We start from the raw sequence: 21,659 nt of genomic DNA, 5'->3' as shown, positions 1-21,659 counted from the left end.
GCGCGATGAAAGGCACTATTTTGCCAAGCTTACGCATCAGTCTTACTGCTTTGCTGGTACTACTTCCTTCTTTGGTTACTCAGCACGCATGGGCTCAATGGGTACAGGGTGAAGCTACGATGGCACTCGCTGGCGCAGAACTTAGCGACGTGAGAACCAGCGCCATACAAAATGCCATTGCTGACGCGGCTTTTCGCAGTGGCAGTACCATTTCCGCGCAGGATATCACGGTAGACGGGCTACTCCTTTCCAGCAAAGCCGAAATTCGTTCTCAGGGCAGAGTTCAAAGAGTAGAGATCATAAGCGAAACACTCAAAGACGACGCGCTTACAGTGGTGGTGAATGTAAACATTACGCCTCTGTTCAATTGCACTAACAACGGACTTGCCCATCGCATTTTAGTGGCAGAATTTCCTTTAACATCACCCCAACAGGCCGCGACTGGCATGCTCTATTCATTTGGCAGTCACGTGTCTCAACGATTTGCTCAGCAACTCAACGGTCTTTATCAAAGTGGAGATGTAAGCCAGATTCCTGTTTCTCTTATTAACGCTAACACCTGGTTAACCTCCAGTCTGTCAGACATTGATTTAACGGCTATGTCGACCTTTCTGCGAAGTGAATATGGGCAGCAGTTCGTGGTATTCGGGTTTGTAAAGGACATTTCTCTTTTCGAACAGGTGTCGCAGGCTACCTCGGTATTTGAAACTGATGGTGTCGCGCTTCGCCGGAATTTTACCGTTCAGGTTTACGTGCTCGACACTTTCAAAGCCAAGGTGATTTTTAATGATAGCTATCACAGCGAGGCCGATTGGCCCTTTTCTCAACATTATTCGGTGGATATGAACAACAGCTTGTTGTGGCGCAGTGATTTTGGGCGCATGGTCCTCAATACGGTACACGCTGCTATTACTGACATTCACGCGGCACTTCAGTGCGAAACGACTTATGCGCAGGTCATTGATATCTCGCCTGACTACATTGCTATAGATCTGGGTAAAAATAGTGGGTTAGCCGTGGGCGATGAGTTTTCATTGGTTAAGCAACGGGCGCTGCCTGCGTTGGGCTTATCAAGAAAGCCGGGACTGTTTTCAACGAAGACTTTGACTTTGCAGGTGTACGAAGTTTCTGATGACGTCAGCTTGCTTAAAGCGGAGTCAGGTAGTGATAGCGTACATATTGGTGATTTTGTCACGCCGTTAACTCTCTCGGCGAAACGTAGTTTAAAAGAAAGTCAGCAGGTTGAAAGCCAGCCATAAAAAAGGCTGGCCAAGGCCAGCACTTTTTACGGTGGGTTAGGGTGTTACTGAATACTAAGAACGCAGTAAGTCACGTAGCTTTCGACCTTCTTCGCGCTGCGCTTTTAACTCAGCTTGCTGTTCAGGCGTTAGTACTGCAAACATGGCCTGGCGCTGTTTGGCCTTTTCAACACCAGCACTGACAAGGTCGTCTTTGTACTGGGCAACAAGAGCGTTCCAAGAGTCTTGTGAGAAAGACGAGCTTCTAATCAGATCGCGCTGGGCTTCCTTGAAGCTTCGCAACGTTTCTCTATTGGCTTTGGATGTATCCTTGAATGATTCACGAAGTTCAGCAAGATTTGCCAGCTGATCATCGGTCAGGTCAATGCCTTTAAACGGCGTGCCATCCCGCTGGTGATCTCTGTCGCCTCTTTCACCTTTACCGTGACCACGGAATTTTTTGCCTTTGCCTTCATCATCCATACGTTTTGCAAATTGTGACTTTTGCTCGTCAGACGCGTTGCGTCGCTTATCGCCTCTCGCCGCTCTTTTTTGATCTCTACTTTCTTCGCGTGCCAAGACTTTCGCTTGCTGCTCTTCACTTAGCACGTTAAAAATATTGTGGCGTAGTTGCGCAAGCGCAAAGTGTTTCGACTCACGCTCTTCAAGTTGAGTTTGTATAAAGGTGCTGATTTGTGCCTCAGAAGCAGTTTCAAAATCGAAACTTGGCTTCTCACTATCGTGATTTTCAGGTCGAGGGTTAGCGTCTTTAAATGCGCTTATGAGTGTTTTTATCTCTTCGCGTTGTGCGTCGCTTAAGCTTAAACCGCGAAGGTGTTTAACAATTTCTTTAACCGGTTCGTGGTGACGCATACCAGGGCCTGCTGGCTGAGCCAACGCAAGTCCACCTAAGCTAATCGCCGCTACAGTTGCACTAGCAATTAATAACTTTTTCATTGTCGTCTCCTTTTTGTTCGGACACGTTAATCCTAGCGTGATAAATACAAAAAGCAGTCAACACACTGTAAAGCTTCTGTAAAGGTGATGCCGTTTTGTAATTGTAAAGGTCTGAAAAGATATAGTATGCGTTTGTCAGTGTTTTTCGTTTAATTTAGACAAGACTCACCACAAGCGCAGGTTGAAGTTTATAAAAATTACAGGCACTTTCATGAATCAAAGGTCAGCAGTCCCAACCGTTAAAGAGTTTAATACCATGAGTTCAGATTTTCATTTGCAGTCTATCCTTGTTATTGATGATGACCTTGAGCTAACTGAAATGCTCTCCACGTACCTGTCGAGTATGGGTTATCAAGTGCAAGTGCGTAACGACGGCGAAGAAGGGTTATCTGAAGCTGTGTCTGGACGACATTACGATCTTATTTTATTGGATGTGATGATGCCAAAGATGGATGGCTTCGATGTGTTGAAAAAACTTCGTGTCAGCCATAGCACGCCTGTACTTATGTTGACAGCAAGAGGCGATGATTACGACCGCATTATAGGTCTGGAAATGGGCGCCGATGATTATTTACCGAAATCGTTTAACCATCGTGAGCTGGTGGCGCGAATAAAAGCGATTGTGCGTCGTCATAATCTTTCCTCAACGGGAGGAGCGGTGGAACAAGATTTATTTGTGAATGGCATCTTTTTAAGCCCAAGTAGCCAGCTCGCTAAAGTAGACGATGTGGAATTAACGCTAACCACAACTGAGTTTTTAATTTTGCGCTTACTAATGCTAAATGCCGCTCAGCGGGTAACGAAAGAAGAAATAAGCTTAAAGATACTCGGCAAGCCACTGCAAGCTTTTGACAGAAGCATTGATATGCATGTTAGCAACCTGCGAAAGAAAATCAGTGCGGTAGCCGTAGATGAAAAAATCAAAACCATCCGCGGAGTAGGGTACATGTTAATTGTTGGAAGCCATTAATGGTAAAACTGTTACGCAGCATCAGCCCAACGCGGGCCATCATGGGCCGCTTGTTTCTGTGGTTTTGGGCAACGTTCATTGTTACATCGCTTTTGGCCATTTGGGGAAGTCGCCTCTTTTTTGAAGACCTTCAAGTTGTGCAAATAAAGCCTCGCGAAGTAGAAGATTTAAATCAAGCCATTGAGCGGATGCAGCGTGGGCGCTTTCAGGACCTACCGTTACATGAGACGCTAGATCGCAATTCACGTGGCGTGAGAGGTCGACTGGTTGCGGTAGATATTCGCGACAACCGCCTTATTTCAGGTGGAGGCCCTCCGCTTCGTGACAACGATAAAGAAGATTTACTGCGTTTGGTAAATCAAACCTCCCCGATTGCAGTAAAGCGCGGCGCATTCAAAATTCTCGGCCCGGTTTTCTTCGAGCGAGACAATTCACGCTTTGCGCTTTTTGCGGTAAAGCTTGATATGCCCGAAAAGCAAACTCCTCCGGTTCTGCTGTTTTTGGCGATTGCACTCATTACTACCACGCTTTTGAGCTGGCTATTCGCCAAAACGCTGACCAACCCTATTTTGCACATTCAGGGTTCAGCAAAACGTTTAGCAAGCGGCGACTGGCAAACGCGGGTGGGCAAGGCTGCCAAGCGTCAGGATGAGTTAGGTCAGTTGGCGCGCGATTTCAACAAAATGGCTGAACAGCTCGAATCAATGTGGGGCGCACAGAAGCGATTATTGGCTGATGTCTCTCACGAACTTCGTTCACCCCTAGCGCGACTGCAAATGGCGCTAGGTCTTGCCCATCAGCAAAATGTAGACCCTGCCACGTTATCTCGTGTTGAGCGGGAGGCTGATCGTATGGAAGCGCTGGTAAGCCAATTACTTACTCTTAGTCGTGCTGAAGCTGGCGAAGCCAACATGCAAAAACACGCTTTGTCTTTAGTGCTCAACGATGTGCTGACCGACGCTAACTTTGAAGTGGCAAACAAAAACAAGCAGTTAAAAATTGACGATATACCTAAAAAGACGGTAGTCATTGACAGCATGATGTTTTGTCGCGCTGTCGAGAATGTTCTTCGCAATGCCATACGTCATAGCAAACTCGTCACGCATATTGCGTTTAGCGAAGATGCGCAGTATTGGTGTATTCACATTACAGATGATGGCGACGGGTTAACCAGTGAGGAATGTGAGCGTATATTTTCTCCGTTTTACAGGGCAACTCTTGCCAGAGAGCGCGAGTCAGGAGGCGTAGGCTTAGGGTTATCCATTGCAAAAGCGGCAGTTGAGTTGCATCATGGTCGCATAATCGCTAAACCTTCTGAGCGCGGCGGACTACGAGTTACTATGTCATTTCCCAAGTTATGATTGGGAACGTTGATAGCACTCCGTAGCCTAACAAAGAGCGCAATTTGACTGTAATAGGGTATTTATGAACTGGACGTTCACATCTGAAAATAACTTAGCCAGCACCTTTGCCACGCACATTAACCCTTTTTGGCAAAACAGTGTTACTCAAGGTCACTTCTCTGGGAAAGACAATATCAAGGTACGCTTTGCGCACTGTATCCCAGAATCGCCGCGAGCTACCATTGTAATATGCTCTGGTCGAATCGAATCTTATTTAAAGTACAAAGAGTTCATTTACGATCTCTATCAAAATGGTTTCGCCGTATTCATCTTAGATCACAGAGGCCAAGGCTTGTCAGACAGGATGACTCGTGATCCTCAGCATGGTTATGTTGCCCATTTTGACGACTACGTTGATGACTTCGTCATGTTCGTAGAAACTATTGTAAAGCCCCTACAGCAAGGCCCGCTGCAGCTAGTATGCCATTCGATGGGGGGCGCCATTGGTGCACTTACGCTGCTGCGTCTTCCGAATTTGTTTTCAAAAGCCGTTTTAGCTTCCCCCATGTTTGGCATTAAACCCGCTCTGCCCAATTGGTTGGCGAATGGCTTAATTCGCACAGGCCTTGCGGTAAACAGGATGAAAAAGAAAGATGCGGGGTACTTTTTTGGTCAAACCCCGTATATCGCGTTTCCTTTTTCACTTAATAAGCTCACCCACAGCAAAACCCGCTATGCACTGTTTCGAGAGCTGTATGACGAAGAGCAGGATATTCAGCTTGGTGGCGTGACTACAGAGTGGTTGGCAGCGGCACATCAGGCTATGAACAAAATTGAAAGTAGCGCACGCGCTATTACAACGCCCTCGCTTGTATTAAGTGCAGACGATGACGCGATTATTGATAATAACCGTCAGCGCCGCGTGGCTCAGCTTATGCCAAATGCAAAATTTGAAATAGTGCCCCGCGCTTACCATGAGCTATTCACCGAGTCTGACGACATTCGCGAGCGCTCTGTGGCGCGTATTCTCGACTTTTTGACAGAAGACTCGTCTACATAAGTGCAGCCGCAGCTAACATTTAGTTAGGTAATCGTACTTAAGAGCAGCGCTTTCTATTTCACAGGTAATAAAAGTGTGCGCAAGGGTGATGAAGAATGGCGTTTCGGTATAAAATAAACGAGTTGTTAACTGTGAAGGTAATTTAAAAAAGCATGCTCGATATCGTACTCTATCAGCCAGAGATCCCGCCAAATACGGGAAACATCATCCGCTTATGCGCAAACAGTGGCTTTACGTTGCACTTAATCGAGCCCTTGGGTTTTGAATGGGACGATAAACGCGTTCGACGCGCAGGTTTAGATTATCACGAGTTTGCTCACGTAAAGCGCCACGCCAATTTAGACGCTTACCTAAATGATGCTAAGCCAAAACGGGTATTCGCTTGCACAACGAAAGGCAAAGCATTTCACAGCGATGTGTCTTATCAAAAAGGCGATGCGTTAATTTTCGGACCGGAAACCCGAGGTTTACCAGACGACTATATTCAATCGCTTCCCCCAGAGCAGCGTGTTCGCATCCCTATGTTGCCAGACAGTCGTAGTATGAACTTGTCTAATGCAGTATCGGTATTTGTGTATGAAAGCTGGCGTCAGTTTGGTTACGAGGGGGCTCGTTAGTACTTTCTTCAACGCTTACTGTTTTGCTAAAAACTCTTTTAACCATTTAAATCAAAAGCTTATTCAGCCTTTAAAAATGTCTGTAAAGATAGCGTAAATGTAAAGATTGTCTCTCGTGGCGAATCTTTACATTCGCTATATTGCATTCAGTTTTTTTTATGGATCGAATGCTTTGAAACTCCCTCTACCCATTAAAGTACTGCTCATTGCAATTATTGTGTTTGTGCCTGCTTATGCTGTTTATGCATGGCTATACTCACCTCAGACAAATACCGAATATCTCTTTCAAGGTGCAAAGATACGAGACATCGAATTAAATTTGGTGTCTACAGGTCAGCTTGAGCCCAAGCGCTACGTAGAGGTAGGCGCGCAGGTTTCAGGTCAAGTAGACAATATTCACGTAGAAGAGGGGGATATTGTCAAAGAAGGCGATTTGCTGGTAGAGATCGATGCCCGTGTATTTGAAACACAAGTACAGAACTCTCAAGCGGCGCTGGACAGCAAAAAAGCACAGCTGGCTCAGCTGCGGGCAGAGCGAGAACTCGCCGAAGTGAGAGCGCAACGCAATCAAAATTTGTTTAAGCAAAATGCAGTCAGCCAAGATGTAGTCGTAAGCAGCGATACAAACCTTAAAGTTATCGATACCAAGATCACGGCGAGCATCGCACAGATTAAAGCTGACGAAGCCTCGCTGGAAGGGGATATTACTAAGCTCGGGTTTGCAAAGATATTTGCGCCAATATCCGGGACTGTAGCCACCTTGCCGGTGCGTGAGGGGCAAACCTTGAATGCTAATCAAAACGCCCCCGTGTTGCTTCAAATTTCCGATTTATCAGTAATGACCCTACGCGCAGAAGTGTCTGAAGCCGATGTGCAGAAAATAAAGCGCGGCATGCCAGTCTATTTCTCTACCTTGGGTGATAACAAAACCTTCTACCACTCTACCGTTCGTCAAGTGCTACCTACACCCACCGTACTCAACGACGTGGTGCTATACCAAGTGCTAATCGATGTTGAGAATCCTGATCGCACGTTAATGGACGCCATGACTACCCAAGTGTTCTTTGTGCAAGAGCAGGTGAAAGGCGCGCTTTCTGTGCCGTTAGCGGCAGTAAAAGGACGAGCTCGCAATCAATTCGTGATGCTTAAACAGGGCGATGAGGTGGTTCGCACGCCAGTAAAAGTAGGCATAAAAAATAGAACCCATATTCAAATTATAGAAGGCCTATCAGAAGGTGATGAAGTGGTTGTGGGTCTAGCAGACGGCACCGCAATGCCGGCCGCGGGCATGCGCAGAGTGCCGGGTGGGCAGCCGCCATCAGGCCCACCGCGCCGCCGTGACGGATTCTAATATGTCGTTAATAAAGCTTAATGGCGTATCACGTCGCTACAAAACAGAAGGGTTTGAAGTCACCGCATTGGATAACGTTTCGTTATCAATCGATAAGGGTGAATTTGTCGCCATTATGGGGCAATCCGGGTCAGGAAAGTCGACCTTGATGAATATCCTAGGATGTTTAGACACCCCTTCAGAAGGGGAGTACCGTATCCACGGACAGTCAGTATCCTCGCTAAATCCCGATCAACTTTCTGCCCTTCGCTTGAAAACGTTCGGGTTTGTTTTCCAACGCTATCAGCTACTGTCGTCGCTAAACGCCACTGAAAACGTGGCACTGCCAGCAATATACAGCGGTACGTCTAGTGAAGATCGCACTCAAAAAGCGCAACAGCTGCTTGATAAACTTGGCCTTTCAAGCAGAAAAGAGCACAAACCCGGAGAGCTTTCAGGTGGCCAACAACAGCGTGTCTCGGTAGCGCGAGCCTTAATTAATGGTGCAGAAGTAATACTAGCCGACGAACCCACCGGGGCGCTTGACTCGGCCAGCGGAGAGCAGTTACTGGCATTGCTTCGCGAGCTTCACGCGGAAGGGGTGACTATTATTCTTATCACCCACGATAGCGCGGTTGCTGAACATGCCGACAGGCAAATACACTTGCTTGATGGGAAAATTGTAACAGATACCAAAACCGCTGCGCCTAGCACAAGTGAATCAGTTGAAAAGAATGCGGCTTCGATACAGCACGCACATTCTCAAGAGCCCACACCGGTAGCGGCAATTAAACCTTTTCCAAGTATCTCACTTTTTTCAGCCCTATCTATGGCGTTCACTGCCCTTAGAATGAATTGGTTTAGAACCTTGCTCACACTCTTGGGGATTATTATTGGAGTAGCGGCAGTGGTGACCATGATGGCCATCGGTGAGGGAGGTAAACAGCAGGTACTAGAGCGTATTGAAACCATTGGCACGAACCTGATTTCGATTAGGCCGGGTGGACGAAACATGCGCTCATCCGGTGATATTGCATCGCTGACGTTAGCCGATGCCACTGCATTGAAAAGTGTTCCGGGTGTGGCTTATGTCGCGCCGGAAAGAAGTGCAAGGGCAACCATCCGATACAGCGAAAACGATTTTTCAGGACGTATTACAGGCACCACACCTGACTACTTTCATGCTAAAGACTGGGAAATGGCGCAGGGCGTGTTTTTCAGCGATGAAGACGTAACAAATTATGCACCGGTGGTGGTAATTGGAGATACGGTAGCTGAGACCCTGTTTGAAGATAAATATCGGGCAGTAGGCGAGTACATCTTGATGCAAAATGCCTTTTATCAGGTCGTAGGTGTACTTCATTCTAAGGGCGCCAGTGCAGGTGGTAACGATATGGATGACGAAGTACTCATTCCGGTTACAACTGGTCGTTTGAAGGTATTTGGTCGGGATTACTTAAGCAGCATTACCATAAAGGCAGAAAGTACCGAAGTAGCCACTCAGGTAAAAGACGATGTGTTGGCACTGTTGGTAGAACGTCACGGACAAGAAGACGTGATGGTGCGTACCACAGAGTCACTGGTAGAGGCGGTCACGGAAACGCAAGACACGTTAACTTGGCTCTTGGCGTCTGTTGCTGCTATATCTTTGTTTGTTGGCGGTATCGGTGTAATGAATATCATGCTGGTCAACGTATCTGAGCGTAAGAGGGAGATTGGACTACGCATCGCCACAGGCGCAAAACCTCGCGATATATTGCGCCAGTTCAATATCGAGGCATGGGTAGTGTGTATCTTGGGTGGTATCTTCGGCATTCTTCTGGGCTATTTTGTTGTCCTTATCGTTGCTTCATTCAGTGTGCCTGTCGCCTACACGCTAATGCCGCCCGTTTTGGCTTTTGTCACATCTCTCGCTGTAGGGCTCATTTTTGGTTATGCCCCTGCTCAAAAAGCATCAAAGCTTAATCCTATTGACGCGTTGGCAGAGGAGTAACGCCATGCATTCTTTTCGTTTTTCTGTGCCTCTTGCCGCTCGTTCACTACTGTGCGCGTTCTCTTGTATCGTGCTGACCGCAAGCTGCGCTTATTCACCTTCTACAACGTTGCCCGAAACTGACACGCAGGCGCTACAAAAAGCGAAGTCTGTGGACGCGACTAGTCAAATAACAACATCATGGTGGAAGGTGTTCGAGGTGGCTGAACTTGCGCCCGTTATGAAGACGCTTGAAAGCCAAAATTTAACCCTTAATCAAGCCGAGCAGAGGGTAAAACGAGCGCAATTTCTATTAGCACAAGTTAATGCAGGTGACGTTCCGACTATAACGGCGAGGACATCTGGACGCAGTGGAAGAGACCTAGATAGTGGCCGTTCAAGCCACTCTACCTCAGGTGGACTGGGGTTGAGTTATGACGCGGACATATGGGGTACACGAGAAGCTCAGCAGCGCAGTCGTCAGTTAGGTATCGATACTGCACAGTATCAGTTTACCGATGCGCTGTTAGACACCCAGGCGTTGTTTATAAATACCCTTCTTGAGCAGATTTCACTGCAGTCGCGGCTGTCTATTGCGATGCAAAACGTTGAGATTAGCGAAGCGCTGCTAAACCTAGTTCAAATTCGCTTTGAAGAGGGGGATACCTCAGGTATTGAGGTTTCCCAGCAGCGCAATACCTTGATCATTGCTCAGTCGGAGGTGCTGCGACTGAGCAATAGTTTAACGCTTAATGAGCGGGCATTAGCGGTATTGTTAGGTAATGAATCTATGCAATTTAATACGCCTGAACAAAAAGCGCTGCTTTCCCTTTCGCTAACCGATTTTTCACTGCCCGAAGTGGCACCTATATTAAGCGCTGAGGTATTGAAGCAGCGTCCAGATGTTCAGTTAGCTATAGCGCAATTTAAGCAGGCTGATTTAGCGTTTTACGAAGCGTCAGTGGCAGGTCTTCCAGGCATGAGCTTAAGTGCAGATATTGGTGTGAGTGATCTTTTAGATTTAGCGCAAGGGTGGACCTTAGGCGCAGCAGTAAGCTCAGCAGCAACCCTGTTCGACGGGGGACGGTTAGAAGCTGCAGAGAAGGCGGCAAAAACGGATGTTGATTTGGCGATTTTACAGTATCAGCAGACGGTGCTTAGCGCGATAGAAGCGTTGTTAAACAGCCAAACTAACTTAGTATTCAATAAACAAAACTACCGCTACGCTTTAGCCTCGCTCGAGAACAATCAGCAGCTTTATCATCTTGCGGATATTCGCTACAAAGCTGGTGACACTGACTTTCTGAACTTGCTTAATGCTCAACGTAGCTTTTTCTCGGCTAGGCAATCTGTGATCAGTAGCTATCAAGCCGTACTCTCTTCTGTCATTGCCACCTACAGAGAAAGCGCAGGCGCCGACATCACTTCGTCATAGCTTTTAGATTTTCTCAAGCAGCAATACGAAAGCCCTGTGAACAGGGCTTTTTTGTGCATTAGGCTTCTTTTTTGAGGTCTCGACCAAGCAGAGCTAAGGCCGCCTCTTTAGGGGATTTTCCGTGATAAAGCACAGCATAAATTTGTTCACAAATAGGCATTTCTACGCCTACTTTCTTAGATAAAATGTGCACTTCTTCAGTGTTGCGATATCCCTCAACCACCTGTCCGATTTCGTCAATAGCAACATCGACACTCTTGCCTTGACCCAAAGCCAGCCCAAAGCGACGATTGCGCGATTGATTGTCGGTGCAAGTCAAAACTAAATCGCCAAGGCCTGCCATGCCCATGAAGGTCTCTGGGTTGGCTCCTAACTTCACGCCCAAACGGGTAAGCTCTGCTAAACCTCGGGTGATCAGCGCCGTTCGCGCGTTTGCACCAAAGCCAAGGCCATCGGCTAAGCCCGCGCCTATAGCGATAACGTTTTTAACCGCACCACCAAGCTGAACGCCAGTAAAGTCTGAGTTTTTGTATACTCTGAACGACTTTGCGCAATGCAGCTTTGCTGCAAATTCGTCACTCAGCGTATCGTCAGTGGAAGACAGCGAAATTGCAGTAGGTAAGCCTGCTACCATTTCTTTAGCAAAAGTAGGGCCTGATAACACGGCTAGGGGATAGTCGGTACCCAGTATTTCCTCTGCCACATCGCGAAGCAGACGGCCCGTTTTTGGCTCAAGTCCTTTGGTCGCCCAAATAATGCGTTGATGCGGTTTAAGCAATGGCTTTAAGCTTTGAAGCATAGCCGCAAATGCATGGCTAGGTACAACCACTAAAATATCTTGGCTGGCGGCTACCACTTCTTCTAAGTTGGCATTTACCACTAGGGCATCTGGAAATGTTGCGCCTGGAAGATAACGAGCATTCTCTCGGTTCGCTTCCATTTCGGCAATGTGCTTTTCATCACGGCCCCAAAGCAGTGTGGGGTTGCCATTTCTGGCAAGACAAAAAGCAAGGGCGGTGCCGTAAGACCCCGCCCCTAATACTGAAACAGACTCTGAAACCGAATGCGACTTCATGTCCACGCCTTTCATGTTCACCTAATTAGGCGTCCATTTTTGGCGCTTCGCCCTGCGCTTGCTGTGCACGTTTTTGCACGTAAGCTGCAAAGATAGCGTCGAAGTTTACAGGCGCTAGGTTAAGTGGAGGGAATGTTCCACGGTTAACCAAGTTAGAAATGGTTTCACGCGCATATGGGAAAAGCATGTTCGGGCAGAACGAGCCCAGCGTGTGCGCTTTGTTTTGGTCTGGCATTTCGCCAATAGCGAAGATACCTGCTTGTTGCACTTCACAAAGGAATGCTGTTTCTTCACCAAGCGTTGCCGTAACGGTAACTGAAAGTACAACTTCAAATACATTTTCTTCTAGCTTGTTAGTGCTAGTGTCGATGTCTAGCTTAATTTCAGGCTTCCACTCTTTAGTGAAAATAGCTGGCGCGTTTGGAGACTCAAAAGAAATGTCTTTTGTGTAGATGCGCTGAATATTGAACTGAGCACTCTGTTGCGCTTGTGCGCCCGCTGCTTCGCCGTTATTTGTCTGATTTTCGTCAGCCATGGTATTTCCTATTTAATTGTCGTTTTAATTTAATGTAGTGCGTTGCTGTATGCGCTGACGCTTTACGCCAAACCCAACATTGGATTTAGTTTGCTTTGTGCTTCCAAAGCCATCATATCGTCACAGCCACCAACGTGCTGATCGTCAATGAAAATTTGCGGAACAGTCCAGCCGCCGTTTGCGCGTTCAATCATCTCGTCGCGCAGTTCAGGCTTAACATCTATTGGGTATTCAATAAATTCTACACCTTTTTGCGTTAGCAATGCTTTTGCACGGTGGCAGTAAGGGCAGTGGCCCTTGGTGTAAAGTTCTACTTTGCTCATAAAGGTTACCTGTTATTTAGAAACGGGAAGGCTGGCACTTTGCCACGCGTTCATTCCGCCTTTTAATACACTCACATTCGCGAAACCATCTTTAAGCATCGCATTTGCTGTACCACGAGCCTGATTACCCATAGCGCATACTACGATAATGGGTTTGTCTTTACTGTTTTCAAGTTTCTTGAAGTTTTTCTCACGCAACTCTTCAGGTTTAATTTGTCTGGCACCCAAAATATGGCCAGCTTTAAACTCTTTCGCAGGGCGTGTATCTAGCACTATCGCATCGTCTTTGTTCATTAAAACCGTTGCTTCGTGCGTGCTTAATTCTTTTACTGAAGATGTCCATGCACTGATATAGCTAAATATCAACATGGCAATCAGCGCAACCCAAATACCAGCAAGAATAAAGTTGTTGCTAGCAAATTCAATTAGTTGATCCATTACCTCTAACCCTGTCTACAGACCATGAAAAGAGTGCAAAGTATATAGAAAAATGGGCGAGAAACCAGCTTACCTTTCAGTATGATGAATGTCAGTCATAGCGGGTTTGCGCTAAATACTTTAGATGATTGATATTACGAACAAATTGCACTGGGCATATGGAGGAGCGTCAGATACACTGGAAAACGTTGTTAACAGCAACGATGAAACACATTAAGTCATCAATGAAAAAGTTAAGGTTCTAGGCGCACGTATGTCAGTACGATTATTTCTTTCAATCATTGGGTGCATAGTTGCCCTTGCAATTATGCCGATTGGAAGTAGTGCTATTGCACAAGAAGGCGGTGCGAATAGTCAAAAAGAAAAATTAGCTGAGTTACAGGCCGAATTGCGCGCTCGACAGCAAGTATTAGAGAACAATAGAGCCAGTGCACAGGAATTGGAAAATGTGCTGAAGGCCTCTGAACTCGAAATCGCTAAAGTGGCGAAAGCACTATCCAGCACCCGACAGTCACTTAAAAATATTGAGCAAGAACAAGCGAAGCTCGAAGAAGAACAAGAAGGGCTTAAAACGGCTATCCGTAAACAGCAGTCACTTTTATCGAGCCAGCTTAAAAGTGCATTTATGGCGGGGCATTACGACTACGCGAAAATGCTGTTTTACCAAGATGACGCGCGAACCTTCGAGCGTGTCATTACCTATTATCAATACGTGGCAAAAGCGCGCCAAAAAGAGATTGAGAGCTTTAGGGGCAATGTTGCTAGGCTTGAAGAAGTTAACGCAGAGCTTAGCGAAAAAGCCTTGTCACTTGCCGCTTTGAAAGATGAGCAAGAAGGTCAGCGAGCAGTACTTATAACCCGCCAGGACGATAGAAAAGCAACGCTTAAGAAAATAAACAAAACCATAGCCTCTGAAAACCAGCGTATTGCGTCGCTACAAGCTGATGAAAAAGCGCTGAAAGACGCTATTGAAGCTGCGCGGATTGCCGCAGAACGGGCTGCCCGTGAAGCCGAAGTGAGTATGGATGGACTTGCCAAATTAAAAGGTAAGCTGGCAGCGCCTGTAAAAGGCAGAATACGAAACTTATTCGGTAGTCGCCGCCAAGGGCAAGTGTCTTGGAAAGGCATTGTGATAGATGGTGCCGAGGGCGACCCTGTAAACAGCATTGCGCCTGGAAAAGTGTTGTACGCCGATTGGTTGCGCGGATTTGGTCTGGTCGCTATTGTCGATCATGGCGAAGGATATATGAGTGTTTACGGTCACAACCAAGCGTTACTCAAGCAAGCTGGCGATGATGTCAGGCAAGGTGAACGCATAGCCCTTGTGGGCCGAAGTGGTGGTCAGGAATATCCTAACCTTTACTTTGAAATTCGTCATAAAGGCAAGGCGCTAAATCCAAGCTCTTGGCTAGACTAGGCAGGTTAATTTTAGATTTTCAGAAACTAAGTTGAAACTGAATCAGTTGTTGGTATTCTAGAAAAAACACAGCATTGTGTAGTGTGCGCTTAATAATAATGATGAAAAACGGATGTGACTTAGATGCTTTTGCGTCTGCTAATGCCTTGTATAATCTTTGTTTTATGCGGGCTAACTAGCCTTCAAGTAAAAGCAAAGTCAGACATAATTATAATATTAGATGACCTGGGATACAGGCCGTCCGATGTCGCTGCTTTTTCTCTCCCTAAAGAAATTACCTTTTCTATACTTCCGCAAACGCCGCTGGCTTCTGAAATTGCGCTCCGCGCTGAGCAAGAAGGCAGGGCCGTTATGCTGCATATGCCTATGCAGGCGCAAAGTGGAAAGAACATGGGGCCCCTTGGGTTAACCACTGACATGTTCGCAGGTGCCATTACTTACAATTTGCGAAAGGCAATGAAGAGCGTGCCGAACGCGGTTGGTGTGAATAATCATATGGGAAGTGCGTTCACGGGGCAGCAAAAAGGAATGGAAGCGCTCTTAAAAGAGGTGAAGCGGCAAGGCTTATTTTTTGTGGATAGCCGAACCACGGTACTCACAAAAGGTGAAGAAATTGCGCAGCGGTTAGGTGTGCCTAGCGCAAGCAGACAGGTGTTTCTGGACCATAAGCTTGAGCCTGCATTCCTACTTAAGCAGTTCAACCACATGAAACGTATTGCTAAAAAGAATGGTCACGTTGTGGTTATTGGTCATCCCCACCCAGAAACCGTCGATTTCTTGAAAACTCATATACCCTCACTTGAAAAAGAAGGTTTAACCCTTACCTCAGTAACCGACTATTTTTCACATGCGCCGAAAGTGGCCAAGCAGTTTGGTAAAGAGCGCGATCAAACCGCTTCGCTCAATAACGCCGATGTGAAGGATAGCAAGGTAAGCATGACCGAAGAAAATGCCTTACACAGCAGTGGGCTAATGCACAGCTCCGCAGAAAAAGGCGTTGCTGAGCGCTTAGGCACAGCGCCAAACGAATAGCTTTTTTTCCCATTTTATACGTAGTTAGTTCATTTTCATCTCGTTAAGATCAAAATTTAATGTGGGAACGTTTCTCATTTCTGTGAGTCTGTTATAATATAACGTCTCTGGCGAATAGTTCGCGAACTCATTTTTTCACGGTGGTAATTAGGGTAATGACTCCAATTGACGAGAATCCAACAAAACTAGACAAACTTGGCATTTGGGTGTCGAGCTTGTGTGCGTTGCATTGCCTCGCGCTACCTGTTTTGGTGCCTCTGCTGCCGCTGATCGGTTCTAGCTTTTTTGCACAAGTGTGGTTCGAAAGAACGATATTAACCTTTTCGTTAATTGTAGGTGCAGTCGCCTTGGTTAGCGGTGCAATTCGCTATCATGGCAAATACTACCCGCTTGCATTGCTGTTTACGGGTGGCGCTATTTATTGGCACAAAGATATTTTTGGGCATCACTACGAACCCTTTACCATCGCGATAGGTGCAGCGCTAATTGTAGCCGGCCACTGGGTGAATATGCGATTGTGTAGACAATGTAAGTGCTGCAAGAATACGGTGTTTTCAGACCACCTTTCAACTGAATTTAAGTAGTCAACTAAGCTGCAATTCAAGTAAAGCATTCCAAAAAAAAACGAGCCAATGGCTCGTTTTTTTATAGTGTGAGTCTGTATCAGATACGCGTTCTACAGACTTTTCGCATTGAAAAAGTAGGGGTTAATGCGACAACACACTAAGCGCTACATCGGGCACGTTAGTGAATATGCCCGTCACTCCCCACTCGTTAAGCATAAGCATGTCTCTCGGCTCATCTACGGTATAAACGAATACGTCAAATCCGTCTTGCTGCGCCGTTTGCACAAACTGCTTATCAACGGCGTCTAATGCAATGTTTACGGAATAAGCGTTCAGAGCCCGGGCGCTCGCCGTACAGTCAAGCTCGTAGCTTGCAGATAAGGCGCCGATCTTCACTTCGGGCCACTTAAGCGCAATAGCTTGAAGCCAGTGATGGTTAAATGAAGAGATAAGTAGCTTTTCAGCATTAATGCCGCTTTGCTGTACCGCCGCTTTAACGTCTTTAATCCAGCTGTCTACGTCGCGTAAGTGTTTTATCTCAATATTGCACCACTTGTCTTTTGGAACACAATTCAGTGTTTCGGTCAGGGTCGGTATGCGCTCTCCATCCCCAATGTCCATTTCTGTAAGGGATTGCCACGGTACGTCAAGTAAATAGCCGGATTCCCGTGCTCTGCGCGTAAGTGTTCTATCGTGAAAAACAATAATGCCGCTTTCGTGCTGATAGGTATCAAACTCAATGCCATCGGCACGTTGTTCGAAAGCCAGTTTAAATGCCTTTACTGTGTTTTCTGGGGCGGCTTTACTGGCACCTCGGTGAGCAAAAATGAGCATAGACATTTCTTCCTTAAAGATCACAACACGGCTTAATCATCTTTTGCATTATGCAACTTATGCGTGTTGAGTGTTTCATAAACTGATGCTGACGTAATAAGAATTCCACCTAACAACGCACTTAAACCAGGTTTTTCGTTAAGCAGAATAATAGCAAGGAAAACGCCATAAAGAGGCTGCATGCAGGCTATGAGCGAAAACGTTTTTGCCCTAAGGTGACGTAGGCTCGCAGCAATAAGTGCATGAGGAAGCGCAGTAAATACGGTACCTAAAAGCAATAGCATTAGCCAAGAACTAGTAGACGCTGAGGTTATTGCTGCACTGCCTACCGGCAACATTAGAATGCTGATAACCAAGGTCTGCCACGCCATGGCTTGCGCACCGCTGTAGTGCTTAAAGTGCTTACGATGAATAAGGTTTCTAAACGAATACAAGATGGCGGAAGCAATACCGATAAGAACGCCAAGGGTAATGTCATTTTCCAGTGATGTCTCTGGCACTATTAAATAAACGCCAACGACCACCGTGACGGTAGATACGATATCCTGCCAGACCAGCCTTACCCGCTCAAAGAAAGGCTCGATAAGTACCGTGATTACAGGAAAGGTAAAAAGGGCAATCATGCCAACAGACACCCCAGCATATTGCATGGCGGCAAAATAGGTGACCCAGTGCAGTGCCATCAACACGCCTAAACCGAGGGCAACGCCGTAGTCTTTTTTTGAATTCAGCTTTATTTTGTTCTTCGCCAATTTCAAAAAGGCAAACAACGCTATGCAGGCAAATACTGAACGAACAAGAGTGATATCACTGGCGCTAAGTGGTACAAGCCGAGAGAAAAGGGCTGTACCACCAAGTAAAATTACCGTGAAATGAAGTGAGATCAGGCTTTTTTTAACAGCATCCATAAATTAGCTGTCAGCGCCCTCTGAAGAAGCCTCGTTCTTTTCGTCACTGGCTGTTTCATCGCTAACGTGCGTATCTTTAGCCGTAGCCTGTGCGGTTGATTTAAGCGCCATAGGCTCACCAAGGCGTGTAACCATACCAGGGGCGAGGTCTTCAAAATCAATCATGTCTTTTTCGAAACACACCACAATGGTCGAACCTAGCTTGAAGCGGCCTAGCTCGGCACCTTTTTCAAGGAAAACTGCTGCTTCACTGTCTTTTTCATATGACCAGTGCTGAACGTTTTTACCCGCAGGTGGCGTAACCGTGCCAGCCCAGACAGTTTCAATGCTTGCCACTATGGTTGCGCCCACAAGCACCATCGCCATTTTGCCTACAGGCGTGTCGAACAGCGCCACAACGCGCTCATTACGTGCAAACAGACCTGGAATATTTTGTGCTGTAAGAGGATTTACCGAAAAAAGTTCGCCCGGCACATACAGCATATCAGTAAGCGTGCCCTCAACAGGCATGTGAATTCTGTGATAATCACGAGGGGCAAGATAAATGGTAGCAAACTTACCATTTTTAAATGGCGCAGCTACATCTGGCTTGCCACCTAATAATGTAGTTAGGCTAAAGTCATGGCCTTTCGCCTGAAAAATACTGTCGCTATGGATATCGCCAAACTGACTTACCGTACCGTCAACAGCATGGATAAGTACGTCATTGTTTTCGTCAATGGTGCGCGCTTCAGGTTTAAGCGGGCGGGTGAAGAACTTATTAAAGCTTCTATAATGCTCTGGTTCCTCATGCAGCGCTTCTGACATATCAACGTTGTATTGCTTAATAAACGCCTTGATGAAAAATGTCGTAACGCTACCCATTTCTGCTTCTGCAAGTTTGCCTACAAGGCGTGAAAGCAGGTGCTTTGGTGTAACGTATTGTAAATTAACTTTAAGCCAATCTAACACAAAATATCTCCGTTTCTTTTATGCAAGCAATAACGCATTGCATAGATAGCGTTATTGTATAGTAAGTCGTGGTATTAAGGGCAACTTTAGGGTTATGAGTGCTTACACAAAAGCATAAGCACGTGGTTCACACCAAAAGAATAAATCGCCGAGTTAGTGACGGCTATTACGCGTAAGTAGTGCGTGTACTTCTTCGGTCGCTCCAACGAGTTTAGCGCTCCAGTGAGGTTGAAACCTAGTGGCAGTTGTTATGCCCCGGGAGGCTGGCTGTGACTAGGGCGCTGCTCTTCCATGGTGGTTAATATTCTATGGTAGCTGTCGAAGCGTTCTGCGCTAATTTTTCCTTCTTCTACAGCTTCTCTTAGTAAGCACCCCGGATCATTTAAGTGCTTGCAGTCTCTGAATTTGCAGCCGCCCAAATAATCTCTGAACTCAATAAAGCCCCATGTAATACGTTCGGTAGGAATGTGCCACAAGCCAAATTCACGTACCCCGGGAGAGTCAATCAAATCACCGCCGGCTGGCAAGTGAAGCAATTTGGCCGCCGTCGTTGTATGTTGACCTAGTCCCGAGTTATCTGAAATATCGCCGGTTAATTCATCGGCGTCTGGCAGAACTTGGTTTATAAGGCTCGATTTGCCAACGCCGGACTGCCCTACGAAAACGCTGATGTTATCATTAAGGTATTCATTGAGTTTGCTAATGCCTTCACCGGTTTTACAACTGGTAAACAGCACTTCGTAGCCTAAATTTTCGTACGTTTTAAGCTGCTCTGTAACGGTTGCGCGTTCCTCTTCACTGAGCAGCTCTACTTTATTAAGAACGATAAGCGGCGTGATACCAATGTCTTCACAGGCAACGAGATAACGGTCGATAATATTCAGTGAAAGGGTGGGTAAAATAGCGCTAACCACTATAATACGGTCGATATTCGCGGCGATGGGTTTAATACCGTCGTAATAATCTGGGCGAGTCAGGACAGAGTGCCTGTCTTTTACAATTTCAATAACCCCACTTACACCTGACTCAGCGTCATCCCCTTTACTGAAAAACACCTTGTCACCACACACTACAGAGTCTACCGTGCGGCGAATGTGGCAGCGAGATACTGCGCCGTTTGCGTCTTCAACGTCGGCGTGTTTACCAAAGCGACCAATTACCGTACCGCTTTCTAGCGTGCTTTCATCAAGGTTCGCCGCGCCCTTTGATGCGTGCTTTTCACGCAAGCGTTTGCTTCTGTTAGCTGCAACTTGTCGTTTTTGTCGTTGTGTAAGTTTTGGTTTTTTCGCCACGATTCTTTTCTAGTTTCACGTATACTATGGTCAATAATACCGTTTGTAGGGCATGGTTGCCATGTCTGTAGCGCAAAGAGGAAAGTAATGAGTAAACACGACAGTAACCTTGTTTGGATAGACATGGAAATGACAGGGTTAGATCCTGAAACCTGTGTAGTAATGGAAATTGCGACCATTGTTACCAATGCACAACTAAACATATTGGCTGAAGGCCCCGTAATAGCGGTACATCAAAGTGATGACGTGCTAAACAATATGGACGAGTGGTGTACACGAGTTCATGGAGAAAGTGGGCTAACTGCACGTTGCCGAGAAAGTAAAATAAGTGTTGAAGAAGCATCAGCGCAAACTATTGCCTTTTTAGAGCAATGGGTAGATGCAGGCAAGTCACCGCTATGTGGAAACACCATAGGGCAAGACAGACGCTTCATGGTTAAGTACATGCCCGAGCTTGAAGCTTACTTCCATTATAGAAATATTGATGTAAGTACAATAAAAGAACTAACGCGCCGCTGGAAGCCTGAAATTTTAGACGGTTTCGAAAAGAAAGGCGTACACCTGGCGTTAGATGATATTCGCGAGTCTATTGAAGAAATGCGTTATTATCGTGAGAAAGTGTTTACGATTTAAGCATTCAAACATTGAGGTGCAAAAAAAGTAGAATTAAAGGTTGCGTTACCCCAAAATTTTTGTAAAATGCGCACCACTTCAAACGAAGTACCTCTTTTGTTGCGGGAATAGCTCAGTTGGTAGAGCACGACCTTGCCAAGGTCGGGGTCGCGAGTTCGAATCTCGTTTCCCGCTCCAAATTTTAATCTAGGTCTCTAGATTGCCTATAAGATGCACAGCATCGACTCTATGCGGGAATAGCTCAGTTGGTAGAGCACGACCTTGCCAAGGTCGGGGTCGCGAGTTCGAATCTCGTTTCCCGCTCCAAATTTTTATACTCCTACTTTTATAACAGCCAGTGAGGTTGAATCTATGCGCCCCCTTTATGGGCCCGCGACCGAGTGTCGGCCATTGCTTCACAACGAGAACAAATCTGTTTCTCGCTCCAAATTCACTTGTATCGAACGGTGTTCCTCTAAGCTTTCCTTTCCCACAAAACCCTGCACTGATTCTGGGTATAAATTCGATTTTTCACGCACCAAAGTCGTGCGACTTTAATATAGTTATGTGTCTATTTCTATAAGGCTATGATATTTCAGTTAAAAGTAATTATTTTATGAGCTCTCATAAAGTGGGGCCGCCCCAATGCGCAACGCGTTGTGGGATTATTTGCATTTTAAATGAATAAATATCCTGTTTTGCTCTGGCTTTTGACGTTCTTTATATTAGAATGCGCGCAAATTCCGGCACGTAT

21 protein-coding genes and 2 tRNA genes are annotated in these 21,659 nt (G+C 46.2%); 14 read left to right on the top strand and 9 right to left on the bottom strand.

The features are described 5' to 3' along the window. The first annotated feature begins 5 nt into the window (after positions 1-5). A complete protein-coding gene (locus MHM99_RS03030; RefSeq protein ID WP_239218078.1) occupies positions 6-1,259 on the top strand; it encodes a flagellar assembly protein T N-terminal domain-containing protein in 1,254 nt (417 codons plus the stop codon). A gap of 54 nt (positions 1,260-1,313) precedes the next feature. Here the strand turns inward: MHM99_RS03030 and MHM99_RS03025 are convergent, their stop codons facing one another. Next, positions 1,314-2,195: a Spy/CpxP family protein refolding chaperone gene (locus MHM99_RS03025; protein WP_039225068.1), complete on the bottom strand. Its 882-nt coding sequence runs from the start codon at positions 2,193-2,195 to the stop codon at positions 1,314-1,316. A gap of 256 nt (positions 2,196-2,451) precedes the next feature. Here MHM99_RS03025 and MHM99_RS03020 point away from each other — a divergent pair, with 256 nt between their 5' ends. The 7 genes from MHM99_RS03020 to MHM99_RS02990 all read left to right on the top strand — a co-directional run bounded on the left by MHM99_RS03020 (position 2,452) and on the right by MHM99_RS02990 (position 10,922). After that, a complete protein-coding gene (locus tag MHM99_RS03020; RefSeq protein WP_239218076.1) occupies positions 2,452-3,165 on the top strand; it encodes a response regulator transcription factor in 714 nt (237 codons plus the stop codon). Then, positions 3,165-4,526: an ATP-binding protein gene (locus MHM99_RS03015; RefSeq protein ID WP_239218074.1), complete on the top strand. Its 1,362-nt coding sequence runs from the start codon at positions 3,165-3,167 to the stop codon at positions 4,524-4,526. Before MHM99_RS03020 ends, MHM99_RS03015 begins: the two co-directional genes overlap by 1 nt. Before the next feature lie 64 nt (positions 4,527-4,590). Beyond that, positions 4,591-5,568, top strand: a complete 978-nt coding sequence (locus MHM99_RS03010) for an alpha/beta fold hydrolase (RefSeq protein WP_239218072.1) — start codon at positions 4,591-4,593, stop codon at positions 5,566-5,568. A 152-nt stretch (positions 5,569-5,720) separates the two neighbouring features. Next, positions 5,721-6,185, top strand: a complete 465-nt coding sequence (trmL, locus tag MHM99_RS03005) for a tRNA (uridine(34)/cytosine(34)/5-carboxymethylaminomethyluridine(34)-2'-O)-methyltransferase TrmL (protein WP_039225063.1) — start codon at positions 5,721-5,723, stop codon at positions 6,183-6,185. Between the two features lie 172 nt (positions 6,186-6,357). After that, on the top strand, positions 6,358-7,536 hold the full coding sequence (locus MHM99_RS03000) for an efflux RND transporter periplasmic adaptor subunit (RefSeq protein WP_207198711.1): 1,179 nt from the start codon (positions 6,358-6,360) through the stop codon (positions 7,534-7,536). A 1-nt stretch (position 7,537) separates the two neighbouring features. Further along, the gene (locus MHM99_RS02995) at positions 7,538-9,508 is read left to right on the top strand and encodes a MacB family efflux pump subunit (RefSeq protein WP_239218070.1); all 1,971 of its coding nucleotides are present in this window, start codon (positions 7,538-7,540) and stop codon (positions 9,506-9,508) included. Positions 9,509-9,512: 4 nt separating this feature from the next. Next, positions 9,513-10,922 carry a TolC family protein gene (locus tag MHM99_RS02990; protein WP_239218068.1) on the top strand — a complete coding sequence of 470 codons (1,410 nt, stop codon included), beginning with the start codon at positions 9,513-9,515 and terminating at the stop codon, positions 10,920-10,922. A 58-nt stretch (positions 10,923-10,980) separates the two neighbouring features. Here the strand turns inward: MHM99_RS02990 and gpsA are convergent, their stop codons facing one another. The 4 genes from gpsA to MHM99_RS02970 all read right to left on the bottom strand — a co-directional run bounded on the left by gpsA (position 10,981) and on the right by MHM99_RS02970 (position 13,293). Further along, a complete protein-coding gene (gpsA, locus tag MHM99_RS02985) occupies positions 10,981-12,012 on the bottom strand; it encodes an NAD(P)H-dependent glycerol-3-phosphate dehydrogenase (RefSeq protein WP_014975504.1) in 1,032 nt (343 codons plus the stop codon). Positions 12,013-12,022: 10 nt separating this feature from the next. Then, positions 12,023-12,532: a protein-export chaperone SecB gene (gene secB, locus MHM99_RS02980; protein ID WP_014948068.1), complete on the bottom strand. Its 510-nt coding sequence runs from the start codon at positions 12,530-12,532 to the stop codon at positions 12,023-12,025. 62 nt (positions 12,533-12,594) lie between these two features. Continuing rightward, positions 12,595-12,855: a glutaredoxin 3 gene (gene grxC, locus MHM99_RS02975; protein ID WP_014948069.1), complete on the bottom strand. Its 261-nt coding sequence runs from the start codon at positions 12,853-12,855 to the stop codon at positions 12,595-12,597. Between the two features lie 12 nt (positions 12,856-12,867). Beyond that, positions 12,868-13,293, bottom strand: a complete 426-nt coding sequence (locus tag MHM99_RS02970; protein WP_014948070.1) for a rhodanese-like domain-containing protein — start codon at positions 13,291-13,293, stop codon at positions 12,868-12,870. 253 nt (positions 13,294-13,546) lie between these two features. Here MHM99_RS02970 and MHM99_RS02965 point away from each other — a divergent pair, with 253 nt between their 5' ends. The 3 genes from MHM99_RS02965 to MHM99_RS02955 all read left to right on the top strand — a co-directional run bounded on the left by MHM99_RS02965 (position 13,547) and on the right by MHM99_RS02955 (position 16,326). Next, complete coding sequence (locus MHM99_RS02965) at positions 13,547-14,710, top strand: peptidoglycan DD-metalloendopeptidase family protein (protein WP_039225056.1); 1,164 nt, start codon at positions 13,547-13,549, stop codon at positions 14,708-14,710. Between the two features lie 123 nt (positions 14,711-14,833). After that, the gene (locus MHM99_RS02960) at positions 14,834-15,742 is read left to right on the top strand and encodes a divergent polysaccharide deacetylase family protein (protein ID WP_069943637.1); all 909 of its coding nucleotides are present in this window, start codon (positions 14,834-14,836) and stop codon (positions 15,740-15,742) included. A 155-nt stretch (positions 15,743-15,897) separates the two neighbouring features. Further along, on the top strand, positions 15,898-16,326 hold the full coding sequence (locus tag MHM99_RS02955; RefSeq protein WP_014948073.1) for a MerC domain-containing protein: 429 nt from the start codon (positions 15,898-15,900) through the stop codon (positions 16,324-16,326). 123 nt (positions 16,327-16,449) lie between these two features. Here MHM99_RS02955 and MHM99_RS02950 read toward each other — a convergent pair whose 3' ends face one another. The 4 genes from MHM99_RS02950 to rsgA all read right to left on the bottom strand — a co-directional run bounded on the left by MHM99_RS02950 (position 16,450) and on the right by rsgA (position 20,293). Beyond that, complete coding sequence (locus tag MHM99_RS02950; RefSeq protein WP_039225148.1) at positions 16,450-17,142, bottom strand: glycerophosphodiester phosphodiesterase; 693 nt, start codon at positions 17,140-17,142, stop codon at positions 16,450-16,452. A 32-nt stretch (positions 17,143-17,174) separates the two neighbouring features. Beyond that, positions 17,175-18,050, bottom strand: a complete 876-nt coding sequence (locus tag MHM99_RS02945; protein ID WP_014948075.1) for a DMT family transporter — start codon at positions 18,048-18,050, stop codon at positions 17,175-17,177. A 3-nt stretch (positions 18,051-18,053) separates the two neighbouring features. Next, positions 18,054-19,001 (bottom strand): archaetidylserine decarboxylase, encoded by a 948-nt coding sequence (asd, locus tag MHM99_RS02940; RefSeq protein WP_239218066.1) that lies wholly within the window; start codon positions 18,999-19,001, stop codon positions 18,054-18,056. Between the two features lie 248 nt (positions 19,002-19,249). Then, complete coding sequence (gene rsgA, locus MHM99_RS02935; RefSeq protein ID WP_039225052.1) at positions 19,250-20,293, bottom strand: small ribosomal subunit biogenesis GTPase RsgA; 1,044 nt, start codon at positions 20,291-20,293, stop codon at positions 19,250-19,252. Positions 20,294-20,380: 87 nt separating this feature from the next. Here rsgA and orn point away from each other — a divergent pair, with 87 nt between their 5' ends. From orn to MHM99_RS02920, 3 genes are all read left to right on the top strand, one after another. Continuing rightward, positions 20,381-20,926 carry an oligoribonuclease gene (orn, locus tag MHM99_RS02930; RefSeq protein ID WP_239218064.1) on the top strand — a complete coding sequence of 182 codons (546 nt, stop codon included), beginning with the start codon at positions 20,381-20,383 and terminating at the stop codon, positions 20,924-20,926. 101 nt (positions 20,927-21,027) lie between these two features. After that, a tRNA-Gly gene (locus MHM99_RS02925) sits at positions 21,028-21,103 on the top strand. A 53-nt stretch (positions 21,104-21,156) separates the two neighbouring features. Beyond that, positions 21,157-21,232, top strand: a tRNA-Gly gene (locus MHM99_RS02920). Positions 21,233-21,659: the final 427 nt, after the last annotated feature.

Source organism: Alteromonas sp. MmMcT2-2 (assembly GCF_022348305.1).
Lineage (GTDB): Bacteria > Pseudomonadota > Gammaproteobacteria > Enterobacterales > Alteromonadaceae > Alteromonas > Alteromonas macleodii.
Note: the sequence above shows the minus strand (reverse complement) of the source record. Positions and strands in the feature narration are given on the sequence as shown.